This window comes from Acinetobacter sp. T_3_1, assembly GCF_025377055.1.
Classification (GTDB): Bacteria; Pseudomonadota; Gammaproteobacteria; order Pseudomonadales; family Moraxellaceae; genus Acinetobacter; species Acinetobacter kookii.
Genome location: NZ_JACHVD010000011.1, coordinates 24,875 through 41,326, shown reverse-complemented (window position 1 = coordinate 41,326; position 16,452 = coordinate 24,875). Strand labels below are relative to the sequence as shown.

Genomic DNA, 16,452 nt, shown 5'->3' with positions numbered 1-16,452 from the left:
AATTAGCGAATAAATTAACCAATCAATTTCTTCATCAACTCATTCACTTGCGCAGGGTTGGCTTTACCTTTCGCTGCTTTCATCACTTGACCAACAAGACCATTGAAAGCTTTCTCTTTACCAGATTTATACTCTTCAACCATTTTTTCGTTGGCAGCAAGTACTTCTTTAATAATCGCTTCAATCGCGCCTGTATCAGTTTCCTGTTTCAAGCCTTTTTCAGCAATAATCTCGTCCGCAGTTTTGCCTTCTTCCCACATAAAGCCGAACACTTGTTTTGCGATCTTACCGTTAATGGTGTTATCGACAATACGTGCAATCATGCCACCAAGTTTTTCACTCGACACAGGAGAGTCAGCCAAATCTAAGCCTGCTTTGTTTAAAGCACCTGAGAATTCGCCCATAACCCAGTTAGCAGCAATCTTACCTTGTGCTGCACCGCCAGCAGCTTTTACGACATCCTCATAGAACTCTGACATTTCACGTGTCAGCGTTAATACGTGAGCATCGTACTCAGTCACACCAAAGTCAGCCACGAAACGCGCACGACGTGCAGCAGGCAGCTCAGGCATGGTCGCTTTAATCGCTTCGATTTGCTCGTCGGCAATAATTACAGGCAACAAGTCTGGATCAGGGAAGTAGCGGTAATCGTTCGCTTCTTCTTTAGAACGCATTGAGCGCGTTTCCATCTTCACAGGGTCGAACAGACGAGTTTCCTGATCAATGGTGCCGTCCCATTCCAGGATTTCCATTTGACGTTCAATTTCAACATTGATCGCCTGTTCAATGAAACGGAATGAGTTGAGGTTTTTCAATTCACAACGTGTACCGAATGGTTGACCCGGACGGCGTAAAGACACGTTACAGTCGGCACGGAACGAACCTTCTGCCATGTTACCGTCAGAAATACCTAACCAGCGAACCAGCGTGTGAATCGCTTTAATGTAGGCAACCGCTTCCTCAACCGAACGCATATCTGGTTCAGATACAATCTCAAGTAAAGGTGTACCTGCACGATTTAAGTCGATACCTGACATACCTTCAAACTGGTCATGAATCGATTTACCAGCATCTTCCTCAAGGTGTGCACGAGTCACGCCAATGCGTTTAGTGGTGCCATCTTCAAGCTGGATGTCGATATGACCCAAGCCCACAATCGGGTTGTCCATCTGGCTGATCTGGTAGCCTTTTGGAGAATCCGGATAGAAATAGTTTTTACGTGCAAACACAGACGCCTGGTCGATGTACGCGTCGATACCCAAACCAAAGCGAATCGCTAAATCCACCACTTCTTTGTTCAGTACTGGCAATACGCCCGGCATGGCCAAATCAACCAGACTTGCCTGAGTGTTTGGATCATTACCAAACTCGGTTGATGAACCCGAGAAGATCTTAGATTTCGTCGCCAGCTGAGTATGAATCTCGATACCAATGACAACTTCCCAACCATCAATCAGGTTAGATTTTGGTTTAGCGTTGTTCTTCGCCATTATGCATTCTCCTCAGCAATTGCAGCGCGTTTTGTATGCCAATCCGTTGCTTGTTGATACTGATGTACCACAGACAACAATTGCGATTCTGACCAGTAGTTACCAATCAGCTGTAAGCCAACTGGCAGGTTGTCTTTGTCAAAACCAACAGGCGCGTTAATCGCAGGAAGACCTGCAAGGTTTACCGCGATGGTGTAGATGTCACCCAGGTACATTTCAACTGGGCTTAAGTTTGCACCGATCCGGTATGCAGTGGTTGGTGCAGAAGGCGCAGCAATCACATCTACAGATTCGAATGCTTTTAGGAAGTCTTGTTGAATTAAACGACGTACTTTTTGTGCTTTCACATAGTAGGCATCGTAATAACCGGCAGAAAGGGCATAAGTACCAATCAGAATACGGCGTTGCACTTCAGCACCGAAACCTTCTGAACGGGAACGCTTGTACAGGTCCATCAAGTCCACTGGGTTTTCACAGCGGTAGCCATAACGCACGCCGTCATAACGTGACAGGTTTGAAGATGCTTCAGCAGGGGCAATCAGGTAATAGGTCGGCACGTAGCTTTCTGTCATGTTGAGATCAATCTCAACCAACACAGCGCCCATGTCTTCCAGCTTTTTCAGAGATTCTTCAACACGTGCTTTCACGTCTGCATCTAAGCCGGCAACGTTAAAGTACTGCTTTGGAATACCAATGCGTAAACCTTTAACTGACGTAGCGTTCAGGTTTGCCACGTAGTCATCAACATCTTTTTCTACAGAGGTTGAATCTTTGGCATCATGACCCGCCATCACGTTCATCAGGTAAGCACAGTCTTCCGCAGAACGCGCCATTGGACCGCCTTGGTCTAAAGATGAGGCATAGGCGATCATACCGAAGCGTGACACACGACCATACGTCGGTTTAAGACCAGTCAGGCCACAGAAAGACGCAGGCTGACGGATTGAACCGCCGGTATCGGTACCAGTGGCAAAAGGAGCCAGATCAGCCGCAACCACCGCTGCAGAACCGCCTGAAGAACCGCCTGGAACATGATCCAGTGCCCACGGATTTTTGGTCGCGCCAAAGTAAGATGACTCGGAAGTTGAACCCATGGCGAATTCGTCCATGTTCACTTTACCTAAAGTGACTAAGCCCGCAGCTTTACCTTTCGCTACAACGGTGGCGTCGTAAGGAGAGATAAAATTGTCCAGCATTTTGGAACCGGCAGTGGTTTTAATGCCTTGGGTACAGAAGATGTCTTTATGCGCAATTGGCACACCGGTCAATGCTGTGGCGTTGCCGGCTTTAATGGCTGCATCTGCGGCGTCGGCTTGGGCCAATGCCTGCTCGGCGGTTACAGTCACATAAGACTGTACCTGGGCATCGATTTTTTCAATGCGTTTTAAATAATGTTCAGTCAATTCGCGAGACGAAAATTTAGCCCCAGCTAAACCTTCGGAAAGTTCACGAATCGATAAGCGATGTAAATCTGTCATGAGAAATATTTCTTTACGTTTAATTTAATAAAATGATTTAACTGAATAAAGATTATTCAATCACGCGCGGAACAAGGTACAAGCCATCTTGGGTTGCCGGTGCAACAGCTTGATATTCTTCACGATGATTTTCTTCAGAAACCACGTCTTCACGTAAGGGCTGTGGATGGTCAAATGGACTTTTAAGCGGCTCAACATTTTCAGTGTCAATGCCTTTTAGGGTTTCCATCATGCCTAAAATTTTATTTAGACTTTGAGCATATTCAGCAGATTGCGTATCATTTAGCGACAATCGGGCCAGATGTGCGATTGCTGAAACTGTTTTTGCATTTAAATCTGCAGAATGCTGTGCATCCGATGTAGACATAATATTACCTAATCAGTATTAAAAAAATTCAAAATATCGTGCGTTATAATAAGCGATTGACTTGTCCAAATCATCACATTTAGTTAAAGTTGCCACCTTGCGTCCACATAAAGTTTAATCGAGAACGTCTCCGTGATTCTAAAAAGACTAATTGGCTTGTTTTCGCCCGATCTAGCCATTGATTTAGGTACAGCAAATACACTTATTTATGCACCAGGACGAGGCATTATATTAAATGAACCGACGGTTGTGGCCATCCGTCACAGCGGTTCACAGAAAATCGTTGCCGCGGTTGGTCTTGATGCTAAACAAATGCTTGGTCGTACACCTGCAAATATTTCTGCAATCCGCCCGATGAAAGACGGGGTGATTGCCGATTTCGAAGTGACCGAAACCATGCTGAACCAGTTTATTGGTAAAGTCCATGAAAAGCGTCTATTCCCGCCTGCACCGCGTGTTGTGGTGTGCGTGCCGTGCAAATCGACCTTGGTTGAGCGTCGTGCCATCCGTGAAGCGGTATTCAATGCTGGCGCACGTGATGTCCGCTTGATTGAAGAGCCAATGGCTGCTGCAATTGGTGCCGGTATGCCAGTTGAACAGGCATGTGGTTCAATGGTAGTCGATGTGGGCGGTGGTACCACTGAAATTGCCATCATTTCATTACAGGGCTGTGTTTACGCAGACTCACTGCGTATTGGTGGTGATGTATTTGATGAACAGATCATTAATTATGTACGTAAAGCGCATGGTTGCGTGATTGGTGAAACCACTGCTGAAGTGATTAAAAAAGAAGTGGGTATGGCACTTCCGGATGAAGGTGCCAAATCACTGGAAATCGAAGTGCGTGGCCGTAACCTGGCTGAAGGTGTACCTCGTGCCATCACGGTGACTTCAGACGAAATTACCCAGGCGATTTCCGATCCATTACAAAATATTGTGTCTGCGGTTAAATCTGCCCTTGAACAAACCCCGCCAGAACTGTCTTCTGACATTGCAGAGCGTGGTATCGTGCTGACCGGTGGTGGCGCATTGCTGCGCAACCTGGACAAGCTGCTTGCACAAGAAACAGGTCTGCCTGTGGTTGTGGCTGAAGATCCGTTGACTTGCGTGACTCGTGGTGGTGGCAAGGTTCTGGAGTTCTTCGACAATCCAAATCACGACATGTTATTTGTAGGCTAAGTTAGGAACCAGGCGGTGCAAACACAACTGTTTTCCAGACAACCGCCATCTTTTCGCTCATTTATCATTGCGGTGATCACATGTCTGGTTGTGCTGTTTTTTAACTGGCGCATGCCTCAGGTGATTCAGCCCGCACGTGATGTCTTGTATGCGGCATATAATCCGATTTATGCCCTCGCAAGTTATCCGGTGTTGTCGCGAGAATGGCTCAATCAACAAACCAAGTCTGAAGCCCAGTTACGTCGTGAAAATACTGCGATGCAAGCCGAGTTGTTGCAGGCTCAGGTTCGTCTGCAAAAATTATCTGAACTTTCTGCCGAAAATACCCGTTTAAGAGGTCTGCTGGATACACCTTTGATTATTGATGGGCGCATGGAAATTGCAGAAGTCATCGGTACCGATGCAGATCCTTTACGGCATATTATTGTGATTAACCGTGGTTCCAGCAGTCAGCTCAAGGTCGGTCAAACCGTACTGGACGATAAAGGGATTATGGGGCAAATCATCAATGTCAATTCGCATAGTAGCCGTATTATGTTGCTGTCCGATAAAGAGCACTCGCTCTCTGTGCGTTTAGAACATACCGGGATGCGTGCCATTGTATCGGGTACAGGTGATTTAGGTCATTTGAAGATGGAATATGTTCCGACCAGTGCCAATGTCAAGGTCGGTGAAAAAGTCTATAGCTCAGGTCTGGGGGCGCATTTCCCGGCAGGCTATCTGGTCGGTACGGTGTCCAAAGTCAACCGGCACAATTCGGGTGAGTTTGCCCAGATTGAGGTCATTCCAGCCGCGCAACTGGCCGGTGGACATCATGTGGTGGTGCTGTTTTCCGATTCATTAGCGATGGAGCAGCCGCATGCCACTCGCTAAATTACGTGCCGAAACCAATCGTGATCCTTTAATCGCGATTATTGTTTCAGTCATTGTCTGTTCGGTGCTGATGGTTTATCCATTGTCTTATGCCGTGTCAGGCGCACGTCCCTTATTCATGTTGCTGCTCATGCTGTTTTGGGTGATGTGCCAACCTACATGGTGCGGAATCTGGTTTGCCTTTGCCACCGGCATGTTCACCGACCTGCTGGTGGATGCCCCTTTAGGCATGAATGCGCTAAGTTTTGTGTTGATTACCTTTATTGTCCGGTTTTTAACCCGTGAGCGCCGTATCATGACTTTTGGCAATCTCTGGGTAATTAGCTTCCTGGCCGTGCTGGCACATTTATTTTTGACCTGGATTCTTCAAATTATGGGCGGCTTGCAGTTCTCCCTTACCCGGCACTGGCAGCCTTTATTGAGCAGTGTGCTGGTTTTCCCGGTCATGTACTTTATGCTAAAAAAATGGCGCGTTTAATTCTGGCTTCGAGTTCTCCACGGCGCCGGGAACTATTGCAACAATTGGGTCTAGATTTTGAGATTTATAGTCCGGATATCGATGAATCTGTTCTTGACGGAGAAGATGTTGCCGCCTATGTCGAACGTTTAGCCTGCAGCAAGGCTCAAGCCGTGTTGGAGCGATTTCCGGATGCCATCGTCATCGCCGCTGACACCAGTTTGGGGGTGGATGATCAAATTTTAGGTAAACCTGAATCAAAACAACATGCTTTTGAAATGTGGCAGCGCATTTCCGGGCGCAAGCATGATGTGTTTTCAGGTGTTTGTGTGCGTACAAGAAAAGAAAAATCAAGTATAGTGGTACGGACGCAGGTTGAGTTTCAAAAATTAAGTCTCAATGATATGGAAAGTTATTGGGCAACCGGGGAGCCCTTAGGCAAAGCGGGTGGTTATGCCATTCAAGGTATCGCATCGCGTTATATTCCCCGTATAGAAGGCAGTTATAGCAATGTCGTGGGTTTGCCTTTACACGAAACCGCACAGTTATTACAGGCAGTTAAAGCACTAAATTAACTGACCTCAAAAAAGAATTTTTATAATGTTTTGAGTTTTATTATGTCTGACGAGTTGTTGATTAACGTCACACCTATGGAATGTCGTGTGGCTTTAATCCAGAACGGCACGGTCAATGAATTATTTGTTGAGCGTACGGTGAAGCGTGGATTGGTGGGCAATATTTATAAAGGTAAAGTGGTGCGTGTACTTCCGGGTATGCAGGCTGCTTTTGTCGATATTGGTCTTTCTCGAACCGCTTTTCTACATATCAATGATATGGTCTGGCCCCGTAATCAACCAACCCCCAATGTTTTTGAACTGCTTCAGCCCGGTCAAATTCTCACGGTGCAAGTGATGAAGGATATGCTCGGGACCAAAGGTGCCCGTCTTTCTACCGATCTTTCCATTCCTTCACGCTATCTGGTACTGATGCCTTATGGTCATCATATCGGTGTATCACAACGCATTGAATCTGAAGAAGAGCGAGATCGATTACGTTCAATGATCGAACGGATTCAAAGCGAGCATAAATTACCCGGCAGCGTCATTGTCCGTACCGCGGCAGAGGGGATTCCTGAAGCTGAAATTGCGCAGGATATGGCGTATTTGGCCAAGCTTTGGGAATTTATTCAGCGCAAGCAAAAAAGCATTGCAGTACCTTCACTGATTTTTGAAGAATTGCCGCTACCACAGCGCGTGATTCGCGATTTGGCCAATGAAGATACCGCTAAAATCTCAGTCGATTCACGTGAAATACATGCAAAATTGCAAGAATTTGTCCTTGAGTTTGTACCGAGTATGCAAGACCGCTTGGTTCACTATCCGGGTGAGCGTCCAATTTTCGATTTATACAATGTTGAAGAAGATATTCAGAAGGCGCTGCAAACCCGTGTAGCGTTGAAGTCTGGCGGCTATCTGATGATCGACCAGACTGAAGCCATGACTACCATAGATGTCAATACCGGTTCCTATGTCGGCGGTCGCACGCTTGAAGACACCGTATTTAAAACAAATATGGAAGCCACTCAGGTCATTGCCCGTCAGCTGCGCTTACGTAATCTGGGAGGCATTATCATTATTGACTTCATTGATATGCAGGAAGCCCAGCATCGTGAAGAAGTAATGAGCCAGTTTGAGCGTATGCTGGAACGTGATCATGCCAAAACCAAAATCACCCAGGTTTCGGAACTGGGTCTGGTGGAAATGACCCGGAAACGTACCCGTGAATCTTTAGAACACTTATTATGTGAATCGTGTCCAACTTGTCAGGGGCGTGGCTATGTCAAAACGGCAGAGACAGTGTGTTACGAAATTTTTCGGGAAATTTTGAGATATGCACGTGCTTTTGAATCTAAAAGTGGTTTTACCGTGGTTGCACATCCTTCGGTGATTGACCGATTGTTAACAGCGGAAGCACCTGCTGTGGCTGATTTGGAGCACTTTATAGGGCGTATCATCAAATTCCAGGTGGAAAATCTATATACGCAAGAGCAATACGATATCATTCTGAGCTGAAATTGTAACAGAATATCGTTAAACACTTGTTACATCTGAAATTTTACTTTTTAAGCTGAATTTTGAATACTAGTCGTACACAGTAGCCAAAGCCAAAATCTCCCAGTTTTGGCTTAGCAAAAAAAGAGGTATGACATGAGTATAAGCCAAGTAGCAGTTCAACAAAATACGAAAGTTACAGATAATAAAATGAGCCAAAACGGTTATATCGTCAATGAGCAGGGTAAAGAAGTTCAAATTACAGCTGCCATGATTCATTCAGTTTGCCATCAACTATTAAATCAATGTCGCGCAATTAAAAATTAATCTCATGCAAAGATAAAATAAAGGGGCCTTTGAAAGGCCCCTTTATTAATTTACTATTCACTTTTTTGAAATGGCGGCTAACTCACCGCTCTCAACTTCTTTGGCGGAATATCTTGTCCTACAATCTCTTCAAAGCGCTGAATTTCATCTTCCAGGTGTGTGAGCAGGTTTTGCATCTTCGGTAAGGCATGGCGACAACCAGTTAAACCCACCTCCAACTTATCCAGATAGCTAGTCATGGTAATGTTGAGCGCCTGTCCATCCAGCACAATCGAAGCTGGATACAGGGCATCCAGCTTTGCCCCATTCCAGTAGAGCGGTTCACGTGGCCCGGGCACGTTAGAAATCACAATATTGAAGGCTTGGCGTTTAGGCATCATGCCGGACACAATATTTAAGCCGGCTGCACCATAAACCAACGCACTGTAGTTTAAAATTTGATTGGAGTTCATGCGTTTAAAACGCTGTTTCGCATTTAACACGCTACGACGAATAATTTGCAGGCGTTCTAATGGGGTTTCTTTATTCGTGCCTAAATTGGCTAGAATCATGGTAATACGGTTAGAGACATCGGAATTGTCATCACGAATCGAGGCCGGTACCATCGCGATCAGCGGTTTTTTCGGCAATGCATGTTGACTGAGCAAATATTCACGCAGTGCGCCGGAACAGATGGCCAGTACCACATCATTAATGGTGACACCGAGTGTTTTGGCAATCCTGCTTAAACGACCCAGCTCAAAAGATTGTGCAGCAAAACGACGAGAAGAACTTACGCGTTGATTTAAAATACTGCTGGGTGCCTGGAAACTTGAAACATAGTCAGGATTGCGTCCCATATCTTTAAAAATCGTCTGGGATAATTCATACATGACTTTTGGCGTTGCTTCCAATTGATCCTTTAAAGTCCCCATGATTTTTTTGATGCGGCTCTTTGGGGGATTTTTAATACGTTTCGCGCGAGGACCTTCAACACACCAGAGTGGCACAATGCTTTTGGCATTTGGATCTTGCGACAGGGATTTTTCTACCAGACGCATACCGGCAATACCATCGACCATGGCATGATGAATTTTAAAGTACATGGCAAAGCGATTGCCTTCAATCCCTTCAATAATGTTACAGGTCCAGAGGGGTTTGGCACGATCAAGCAGTGCGCTATGTTCTTGTGAAATATAAGTCAGCAATTCACGGATTCGACCGGGATGCGGGAGTGCAATGTGGCGGAAATGATGGTCTAAATCAAATTCTTGGTCTTCATCCCAAAAGAGGCCATTGAGTTTATTATTAAAAGGTGTAACAGGAAGACATTTGGATTTACGAATATCAGCAACGAGGTCTTGAATGAAGGTCTCAGGCGCATTGTCGGGAATTTGAAACAGGAACAGCCCACCGACATGCATCGGTTGCTGACGTTTTTCCAGCGACAGGAAAATAAAGTCAATTGGGTGTAATGGACGCATAGCGTTGAATGCCTCACTGCAATTTTATGACTGTTCTTATATAAACAGGCTTGTTAGAATTATATGAAAAGGTGTTTTTAGTATATCTTTTTTCAAAAAGAAATGAACTGCTTTATGTGTAATCATAAGTTAAAAAAAATCACTGAATAACAGTGATTTTTTTAAAATATTATTTTAAATTTCCTGCATGTAATCCGCATTCTTTATGGGTCGCTTCCTCCCACCACCAGCGGCCTTCACGTTCGTGTTGATTCGGTAATACTGGGCGGGTGCAGGGTTCACAGCCAATCGAAATAAAACCACGTTCATGCAGCGGATTATACGGAATTTCCATCATACGGATATAGTTCCATACGTCGGAACTTGACCAGTTTGCCAAGGGATTATATTTAATCAGTTGTTTTCCTGGACCGGAAAAACCGGCATCGGCCTGAACGACTGGAATTTCATTGCGAGTACCCGGGCTTTGATCTTTACGTTGACCGGTAATCCAGCCATCTAATGTCGCCAGCTTTTTACGTAAGGGTTGAACTTTACGGATACCGCAACATTCCTGATGACCATCCTGATAGAAGCTGAATAAACCTTTTTCAGTCACCAGTTTTTGCATCGTTTCTGTTTCAGGGAAGCAGATTTCGATTTCAATATTATAGTGTTTACGAACTTGGTCGATAAACTGATAGGTTTCTAGATGCAAACGACCGGTATCGAGACTGAAGACACGAAAAGGTTTGCCCAAATGAGAAGCCATATCAATTAAAACCACATCTTCAGCACCCGAAAATGAAATGGCAATTTCACCTTCTTGACTTAAAGCAAGTTCCAGAATCTCGCTGGGAGATTTGTCGGCATATTCAGATGCAAGTGCATCAACAAGGTCAATGGTAGGGATTGGAGTCATGACAGTTCCTGGCGTATAGGCTTGGACACTTAAAAACCTATATTAATTTAATTCACAATGATTCTAATAGAATTGAAATAAGCTGCTTAGCACTAAAAAATAAATGCTTATGAATAAAATAGATTTAAAAAACAGCCCCTGAAATATCTATTTTTAAGCTATCATAACGCAAAATTTTTTCACTGACATTGGGAGAACCCATGGAAATCGTATGTCTTGATCTTGAAGGGGTGCTGGTTCCGGAAATTTGGATTAACTTTGCCAAAAAAACAGGAATTAAAGCATTGGAAGCCACTACACGTGATATTCCAGACTACGATGTGTTAATGACGCAGCGCCTGAATATCTTAAAAGAACACGGTTTGGGCTTAAACGATATTCAGGAAGTAATTGCAGAGATGGGACCTTTCCCGGGGGCAAAAGAATTTGTGAAATGGGTCAGCACTCATTTTCAATTGATTATTCTTTCAGATACGTTCTATGAGTTTGCTCATCCTTTAATGAAGCAACTGGATTGGCCAACCATTTTCTGTCACAAGTTAGAAACGGATGAAAATGGCATGATCACCGCTTATAAACTTCGTCAGCCAGATCAAAAGCGCCAGGCCGTTAAAGCACTGCACGGTTTGAACTTCCGTGTGATTGCAGCAGGCGATTCTTATAACGACACCACAATGCTGGGCGAAGCAGACCACGGGTTCTTGTTTGATGCACCGGAAAATGTCATTGCGGAATTCCCACAGTTTCCACCGATTCATGGGTATGATGCATTAAAAGAAGCGATTCGTAATGCTTCAGTGCGTAATATTCCAGCTTAAATCCTTATATTTATATAAGTAAAAAAGGCGTACCATCGGGTACGCCTTTTTTAAACATATAAAATATATTTAGAATTTATAACCTACATTCAAACCATAAGCGATAGCATGGTTATCTGCAAATTGTCCTGCTTGGGTATGCGCTCCAGTCACAGCATCAGCATCACCTAACCAGAAATATTTCACACCTGCTCCGATAAAGTAATTTTCAGCAGGGGAGAAGCGCACACCTGTTCCCAGATTCCAGTAGCCTTCGGTTGGACCAAGGGTAGTGACTGGATTACCCGCACCTGAATCCCAGCCTACAGAGACATTGGCACCCCAACGTTCATTCAGTTTACGGCCTAGGCCTACTGTTGCAGAAATTTGATCGTCTTTATAGTCAATTAGATTAAAGCCATTCGGTTTTCCCGGTACCAGACCTGCTTGTCCAAGCATTTGAGAGAGTTTTCCAAAATTGTAGGGTTGAACTTTAAAATTAGACCAATCCACCCAACGCAGATTTGCAAAGGCAACAGTGTCCGCCATAATGCCGCTCTGTAAATCAACATTGACAGATTGTGGCGTGGTTAATTCAGTTTGTCCTGAAGATGCATTCAAGGCAGTCATTGCATTATCTAATAGGGTATTGCCTGTCATGCCTGCAGCATTAAAGCGTTCATAAGCATTGATCTTGTGCTTGATTTCTGAACGATAGGTGACGGAAGCTTTGAGTGCAATTTCCGGAATTTGATATGCAACACCTGCTAACCAGCCTGCCGACTCATCTTCACCCGTTCTGAAATCGTAGCCATTAAAAGCACTATAGGTAGTACCACGAAGTAGTACTGTACCATCCACAGTTTGATATACGGCACCTGCATATAAGTTCCAATTCTGAGTCGGTTGGTAGCCTAATATGAGATTTAAGTTTTGTGTATCTACTTCGACAGAGGTGCCACCTTTAAAAGGAACAGGATGATTTTCTACAAAATTATTATTTCCAGAGTATTCTGCATCCGCACCATAAGGTTGATCGTAAATTAAACCTACAGAAAAGTGTTCATTCGCTTGAACTTTCAAAGCAGCATGTGGGAAATAGTAGTCACCAGCCATATCTGTAGCCGTATTTCCAGACTTATCTTTACCTGAAACTTCAGGGTCTAAAATAGAAATGCCTGCTTCAAAATAATTTCCGGGTTGTAAAAATGCGGCGATAGATTGACCTGAGCGATCTAAGCCAGCGGCAAATACTGAAGTAGATGGAAGTAAGCTAATTAAAACTGCTGAATATATTTTGTTGAGCTTCATGGTTCTTTCCCTGATGCCATTTTGTAACTAAAAGTGCTGGAAAAGTAACATAAATAAAAAAAGAGTAAATACTCTGCTAGAGTTTAATAATTGACTTGTAAGCACACAAATGATGCTTGATAGAGTAATAATTCTATTTTTGTTAAGTTATCTTTATGATTTTTAAATAAAAAGAAAATTATGAAGAATGAAGTAAATTTCAAAATAAAAAATTAACCGTTTGATGGAAAATACAGCTATTAATTTATAAATGTATATTAAATGCTAATCAAAGACTGAAAAAAGACCATTGCGAACAATGGTCTTTTATTGTTTGGTTAAATAAAATTAGAAGCGGTAACCAATTTTTAAGCCGTATGCAAGTGCATTGTTGTCTTCAAAGCTAGCAACTGTATTAGGAGTACCAAATTGTGCGCCAGATTGTGCTTTAGCATCACCTAACCAGAAGTATTTCACACCACCCGCGATGAAGTAGTTTGGTGCTGGGCTGAATTGTAAACCTAAACCAACATTCCAGTAACCTTCTGTTGGACCAAGGGTAGATACCGGATTGCCTGCACCAGTATCATAACCTACGGAAACGTTACCAGCCCATTGCTCATTCAGTTTACGACCAACACCAACAGTTGCAGAAATTTGATCATCGGAATATGCAACTAAATCAAAGCCATTTGGTTTTCCAGTTGAAGCTACAACAGGTGCTTGTACACTAGCTGTACCAAATTTAGGTGGGCGAATGGAGAAGTTAGACCATTCAACCCAGCGTACATTAGCAAATGCTACGGTATCTGCCATGATGCCGGTTTGGAAATCCAGGTTAACAGATTGTGGTGTCGTGATTGAAGTACTTGAATTTGGTTGTAGGTTAAGACCAGCAAATAAACCTGTATTAAAAGTTTCGGTGGTTTTTGCATCATGGTCAATTTCAGAACGATAGGTTAAAGATGCTTTGAGAGCAATATCAGGAATTTGATAAGCAAAACCAGCTAACCAACCGACTGAACCGTCTTCTTCCATATTGGCATTATAAGAGCCAAATGTACTGCTACCGCCATATGCTAGACCACGTAATTGAACGTCACCTTCAACAGTTTGATAAACTGGACCTGCATAAAAATTTAAATTTTTATTTGGTTGGAAACCAAATAGCATTGATATATTTTGTGTTTTTACTTCAACTTTAGTTGATTCAGAACCATTATGGAATAAACCTTGACCTTGAAATGCGGCTAATGCACCTGGTAGTACAGCAGGTGAACTTGAGTCTGTGGCTGAATAAGTTGCATCAGCTCCGAAAGGCTGATCGTAAATTAAGCCAAAAGAGAAATTATCAGTAAGCTGTAATTTTAATGCTGCACTTGGAAAATAATAATCATCTCCCATATCTGATAAGTTTGTATTTTGAAGCCCAATAGCACTTGCTGGAGCTGCTGGGTTTGGAGTATATCCATTATTTACTTTACCTGAAACATTTGGATCTAAAACAGAAATACCCGCTTCGAAATAGTTACCCGGTTGTAGGAAGGCTGAAATAGATTGACCTGAGCGATCTAGTGCAGCTGCAAATGCACCCGTCATTGGTACTGTTGCAAGAATCATTGCGGTACTAAGAGTTTTTAATTTCATTTTGTGTCTTTCCTTGAGGTACAAATTTTATTACGGCTGATTTGTGTTTTTGAATGCGCTAAATTTATTTTCCTAATATCAGTTATATAACCAGATATCATTTGTTACTCCATGTGACAAAAATAGCACAATAAAAAAAAGAGTAAATGCTCTATAAAAAACTATAGAGTTTAAAAAATGAACTTATTAGAGTTTTTAGTCTAAATTTATACTAATAGTTTATTTTAAATAATTGAAAAATAATAAATTAAATTTAATTGATAATTATTTTGTTTGAATATTTATTTGATTAAAAAGTGATCATTTATCATAAAAAGTATCATATTTTTATGTGATAGAGTTCTCTTTTTAAGCGTAATAATTGAAATTAAACAATAGCAGTTCAAAGCATTAAATTTTAATTGCTTGGATTATTGATCTTTATATTTCATTCGAGGAGTACAAAATTCTTATCTTATTGTCAGCTTAGACCAGTGAAATTTTGAATAATGAAATTCATGTAAAATGATGCTTAAATCAAGTTTAATCTCATGGTGATTTGAGGTTATTTTGATACCAGAACTGAGTATCTTTTGAATGATCCTAGATGGTATCGTGTGGACAGTTGTAAGGTATTCACTTAAAGATATCTAAAAGTCAGACATGGGATATTTAATTTATATAATTAAGAAAATACTAAAGTCGTGATAGCATTTGGCAATGTTAATTTGAAGAAAAATATAAAGAAACCCACCGAAGTGGGTCTGTGCGATCGAATACTATCCGTAGTATCAGGGTGTGAATATACACCTATAAAATGACAGTACTGTTTAGATTTGCTTTATAAATAAGCAGGTGAGTTATTTTTTCTTGAAATAAAAAGTGATCAGTAATATCACGATAATAATGAGAATTACTGCAATAACAGCTCTTTCCATAACAGCTCACCTGCAATTTACAATTAAGTTCAGCATTGAATGTTGTGTTTTACTTTATCGTAATCCATAGCCATCCAATGCCTTTTCCAGATCAGAAAGCAACATGACTTCAGTAGTGTAATTTTTAGGAGAAAGCTTTAATAGTGCTGGTATGTAATTCTTTTTGTATTCAGAAGGATAATTTGTACACAGGACCTGTTTCCGCACTTTTTGTTTAGTGTCTGGGTTATCCAATTGATTCAGGAATTGTTCGATCTTGGCATCTGATTCTTCGAATTGAGCTTTTACCCCTGGATCAACAACTGGTTCAGAAGCGATGGCTTCTTCAGATTGCTTTTGGCAGCCGCTGATAGCAATAGAGAAGTAGGGCCGGTTCGTATTTTTGATTTCATGGTTTTATGTTGTTATTGGTAGATGAATTATAAGAGGAAATGAGAAAAAGAAAACCCAACGCAATTACATTGTTGAACTACTTTTTGTTCGAACCTAGGATAGGGTATGTGTTTCATCTTGATGAATTTTTTGTCTTTTGAAAAAAAATAATTGCTATAATCCCCCGCGCTTTATACACACTTGTGCTTCTTTTCTAACTTAGTTGTAAAATATCTTTATATGAAGTTTAAATTTATTGGTGCTGTTGCACTACTGCTGGGGCTTATCAACCCATTAAATGCCATGCCTTTTGACCCGTTAATTGGCACATGGAAGGTCATAGATGACCGTACCGGATATTATATTTCAGATATTGTGATTCGCAAAAATTCTAAAACAGGGCAGTACAGTGCTGTTGTCACTAAAAATTATCCGTTGCCTGGTGCGCCAGTTGCTGAAACCTGTACTAAATGTCGGGGTGTTCTGAAAAATCAGCCGATTTTCGGGATGGAGACTTTAAGAGGACTTGTTGCCGATAGTAATCATCAGCAATTCACTAAGGGTGTATGGATTAATACACAAGATGGTCAGGTCTATAATGTTGATGCTCGTATAAACGCATCGAAGGATCAGCTTAAAGTTCAGGGTAAATCTAAAAGTAGTAATACCATGAGTAATATGACATGGAAAAAACTCTAATAGAGTTTTACGTAATTAGAGTGAACATTTCTCAAGTTGCTAAAAACAAAACCCATTAAATGTTCTTATAGTTAAAAGTATATAAAAAGCAAATGAGCGGGGTGTTTAATTATATATATCATATAGTTATTCCCTCAATCATTT

At 42.1% G+C, this 16,452-nt stretch carries 16 protein-coding genes; 8 read left to right on the top strand and 8 right to left on the bottom strand.

The genetic code is table 11. The features are described from left to right. Window positions 1-14 precede the first annotated feature (14 nt). The 3 genes from gatB to gatC are packed head-to-tail and all read right to left on the bottom strand — an operon-like array spanning window position 15 to window position 3,335. Window positions 15-1,490, bottom strand: a complete 1,476-nt coding sequence (gatB, locus tag H4I94_RS11130; RefSeq protein ID WP_261183144.1) for an Asp-tRNA(Asn)/Glu-tRNA(Gln) amidotransferase subunit GatB — start codon at window positions 1,488-1,490, stop codon at window positions 15-17. Continuing rightward, window positions 1,490-2,968 carry an Asp-tRNA(Asn)/Glu-tRNA(Gln) amidotransferase subunit GatA gene (gene gatA, locus H4I94_RS11125; RefSeq protein ID WP_261183143.1) on the bottom strand — a complete coding sequence of 493 codons (1,479 nt, stop codon included), beginning with the start codon at window positions 2,966-2,968 and terminating at the stop codon, window positions 1,490-1,492. Before gatA ends, gatB begins: the two co-directional genes overlap by 1 nt. A 52-nt stretch (window positions 2,969-3,020) precedes the next feature. Further along, the gene (gatC, locus tag H4I94_RS11120; protein WP_086174772.1) at window positions 3,021-3,335 is read right to left on the bottom strand and encodes an Asp-tRNA(Asn)/Glu-tRNA(Gln) amidotransferase subunit GatC; all 315 of its coding nucleotides are present in this window, start codon (window positions 3,333-3,335) and stop codon (window positions 3,021-3,023) included. Window positions 3,336-3,467: 132 nt separating this feature from the next. On the opposite strand from gatC, the gene H4I94_RS11115 reads away from it, so the two are divergent. The 6 genes from H4I94_RS11115 (at window position 3,468) to H4I94_RS11090 (ending at window position 8,222) form a co-directional block, all read left to right on the top strand. Then, the gene (locus tag H4I94_RS11115) at window positions 3,468-4,514 is read left to right on the top strand and encodes a rod shape-determining protein (RefSeq protein WP_092819810.1); all 1,047 of its coding nucleotides are present in this window, start codon (window positions 3,468-3,470) and stop codon (window positions 4,512-4,514) included. Between the two features lie 15 nt (window positions 4,515-4,529). After that, window positions 4,530-5,387, top strand: coding sequence for a rod shape-determining protein MreC (gene mreC / locus H4I94_RS11110; RefSeq protein ID WP_092819809.1), 858 nt, complete (start codon window positions 4,530-4,532; stop codon window positions 5,385-5,387). Beyond that, on the top strand, window positions 5,374-5,865 hold the full coding sequence (gene mreD, locus H4I94_RS11105) for a rod shape-determining protein MreD (RefSeq protein WP_092819808.1): 492 nt from the start codon (window positions 5,374-5,376) through the stop codon (window positions 5,863-5,865). The genes mreC and mreD overlap by 14 nt, the downstream gene beginning before the upstream one ends. Continuing rightward, on the top strand, window positions 5,853-6,419 hold the full coding sequence (locus H4I94_RS11100; RefSeq protein ID WP_092819807.1) for a Maf-like protein: 567 nt from the start codon (window positions 5,853-5,855) through the stop codon (window positions 6,417-6,419). Before mreD ends, H4I94_RS11100 begins: the two co-directional genes overlap by 13 nt. A 42-nt stretch (window positions 6,420-6,461) precedes the next feature. After that, window positions 6,462-7,916: a ribonuclease G gene (gene rng / locus H4I94_RS11095; RefSeq protein ID WP_131274128.1), complete on the top strand. Its 1,455-nt coding sequence runs from the start codon at window positions 6,462-6,464 to the stop codon at window positions 7,914-7,916. A 135-nt stretch (window positions 7,917-8,051) separates the two neighbouring features. Beyond that, window positions 8,052-8,222 (top strand): PA1571 family protein, encoded by a 171-nt coding sequence (locus H4I94_RS11090; protein WP_086196905.1) that lies wholly within the window; start codon window positions 8,052-8,054, stop codon window positions 8,220-8,222. 77 nt (window positions 8,223-8,299) lie between these two features. Here H4I94_RS11090 and H4I94_RS11085 read toward each other — a convergent pair whose 3' ends face one another. Next, the gene (locus H4I94_RS11085; RefSeq protein ID WP_261183142.1) at window positions 8,300-9,685 is read right to left on the bottom strand and encodes a WS/DGAT/MGAT family O-acyltransferase; all 1,386 of its coding nucleotides are present in this window, start codon (window positions 9,683-9,685) and stop codon (window positions 8,300-8,302) included. Between the two features lie 169 nt (window positions 9,686-9,854). Beyond that, complete coding sequence (locus H4I94_RS11080; protein WP_261183141.1) at window positions 9,855-10,586, bottom strand: phosphoadenylyl-sulfate reductase; 732 nt, start codon at window positions 10,584-10,586, stop codon at window positions 9,855-9,857. Window positions 10,587-10,786: 200 nt separating this feature from the next. Here H4I94_RS11080 and thrH point away from each other — a divergent pair, with 200 nt between their 5' ends. After that, complete coding sequence (gene thrH, locus H4I94_RS11075; protein WP_086196902.1) at window positions 10,787-11,404, top strand: bifunctional phosphoserine phosphatase/homoserine phosphotransferase ThrH; 618 nt, start codon at window positions 10,787-10,789, stop codon at window positions 11,402-11,404. 69 nt (window positions 11,405-11,473) lie between these two features. Here the strand turns inward: thrH and H4I94_RS11070 are convergent, their stop codons facing one another. From H4I94_RS11070 to H4I94_RS11060, 3 genes are all read right to left on the bottom strand, one after another. Then, the gene (locus H4I94_RS11070; RefSeq protein WP_180081929.1) at window positions 11,474-12,694 is read right to left on the bottom strand and encodes an OmpP1/FadL family transporter; all 1,221 of its coding nucleotides are present in this window, start codon (window positions 12,692-12,694) and stop codon (window positions 11,474-11,476) included. Between the two features lie 327 nt (window positions 12,695-13,021). Beyond that, a complete protein-coding gene (locus H4I94_RS11065; RefSeq protein WP_166171227.1) occupies window positions 13,022-14,320 on the bottom strand; it encodes an OmpP1/FadL family transporter in 1,299 nt (432 codons plus the stop codon). Between the two features lie 971 nt (window positions 14,321-15,291). Further along, window positions 15,292-15,624, bottom strand: a complete 333-nt coding sequence (locus H4I94_RS11060) for a hypothetical protein (RefSeq protein ID WP_409976751.1) — start codon at window positions 15,622-15,624, stop codon at window positions 15,292-15,294. Window positions 15,625-15,849: 225 nt separating this feature from the next. Here H4I94_RS11060 and H4I94_RS11055 point away from each other — a divergent pair, with 225 nt between their 5' ends. Continuing rightward, on the top strand, window positions 15,850-16,308 hold the full coding sequence (locus H4I94_RS11055; RefSeq protein ID WP_092819800.1) for a DUF2147 domain-containing protein: 459 nt from the start codon (window positions 15,850-15,852) through the stop codon (window positions 16,306-16,308). Window positions 16,309-16,452 lie beyond the last annotated feature (144 nt).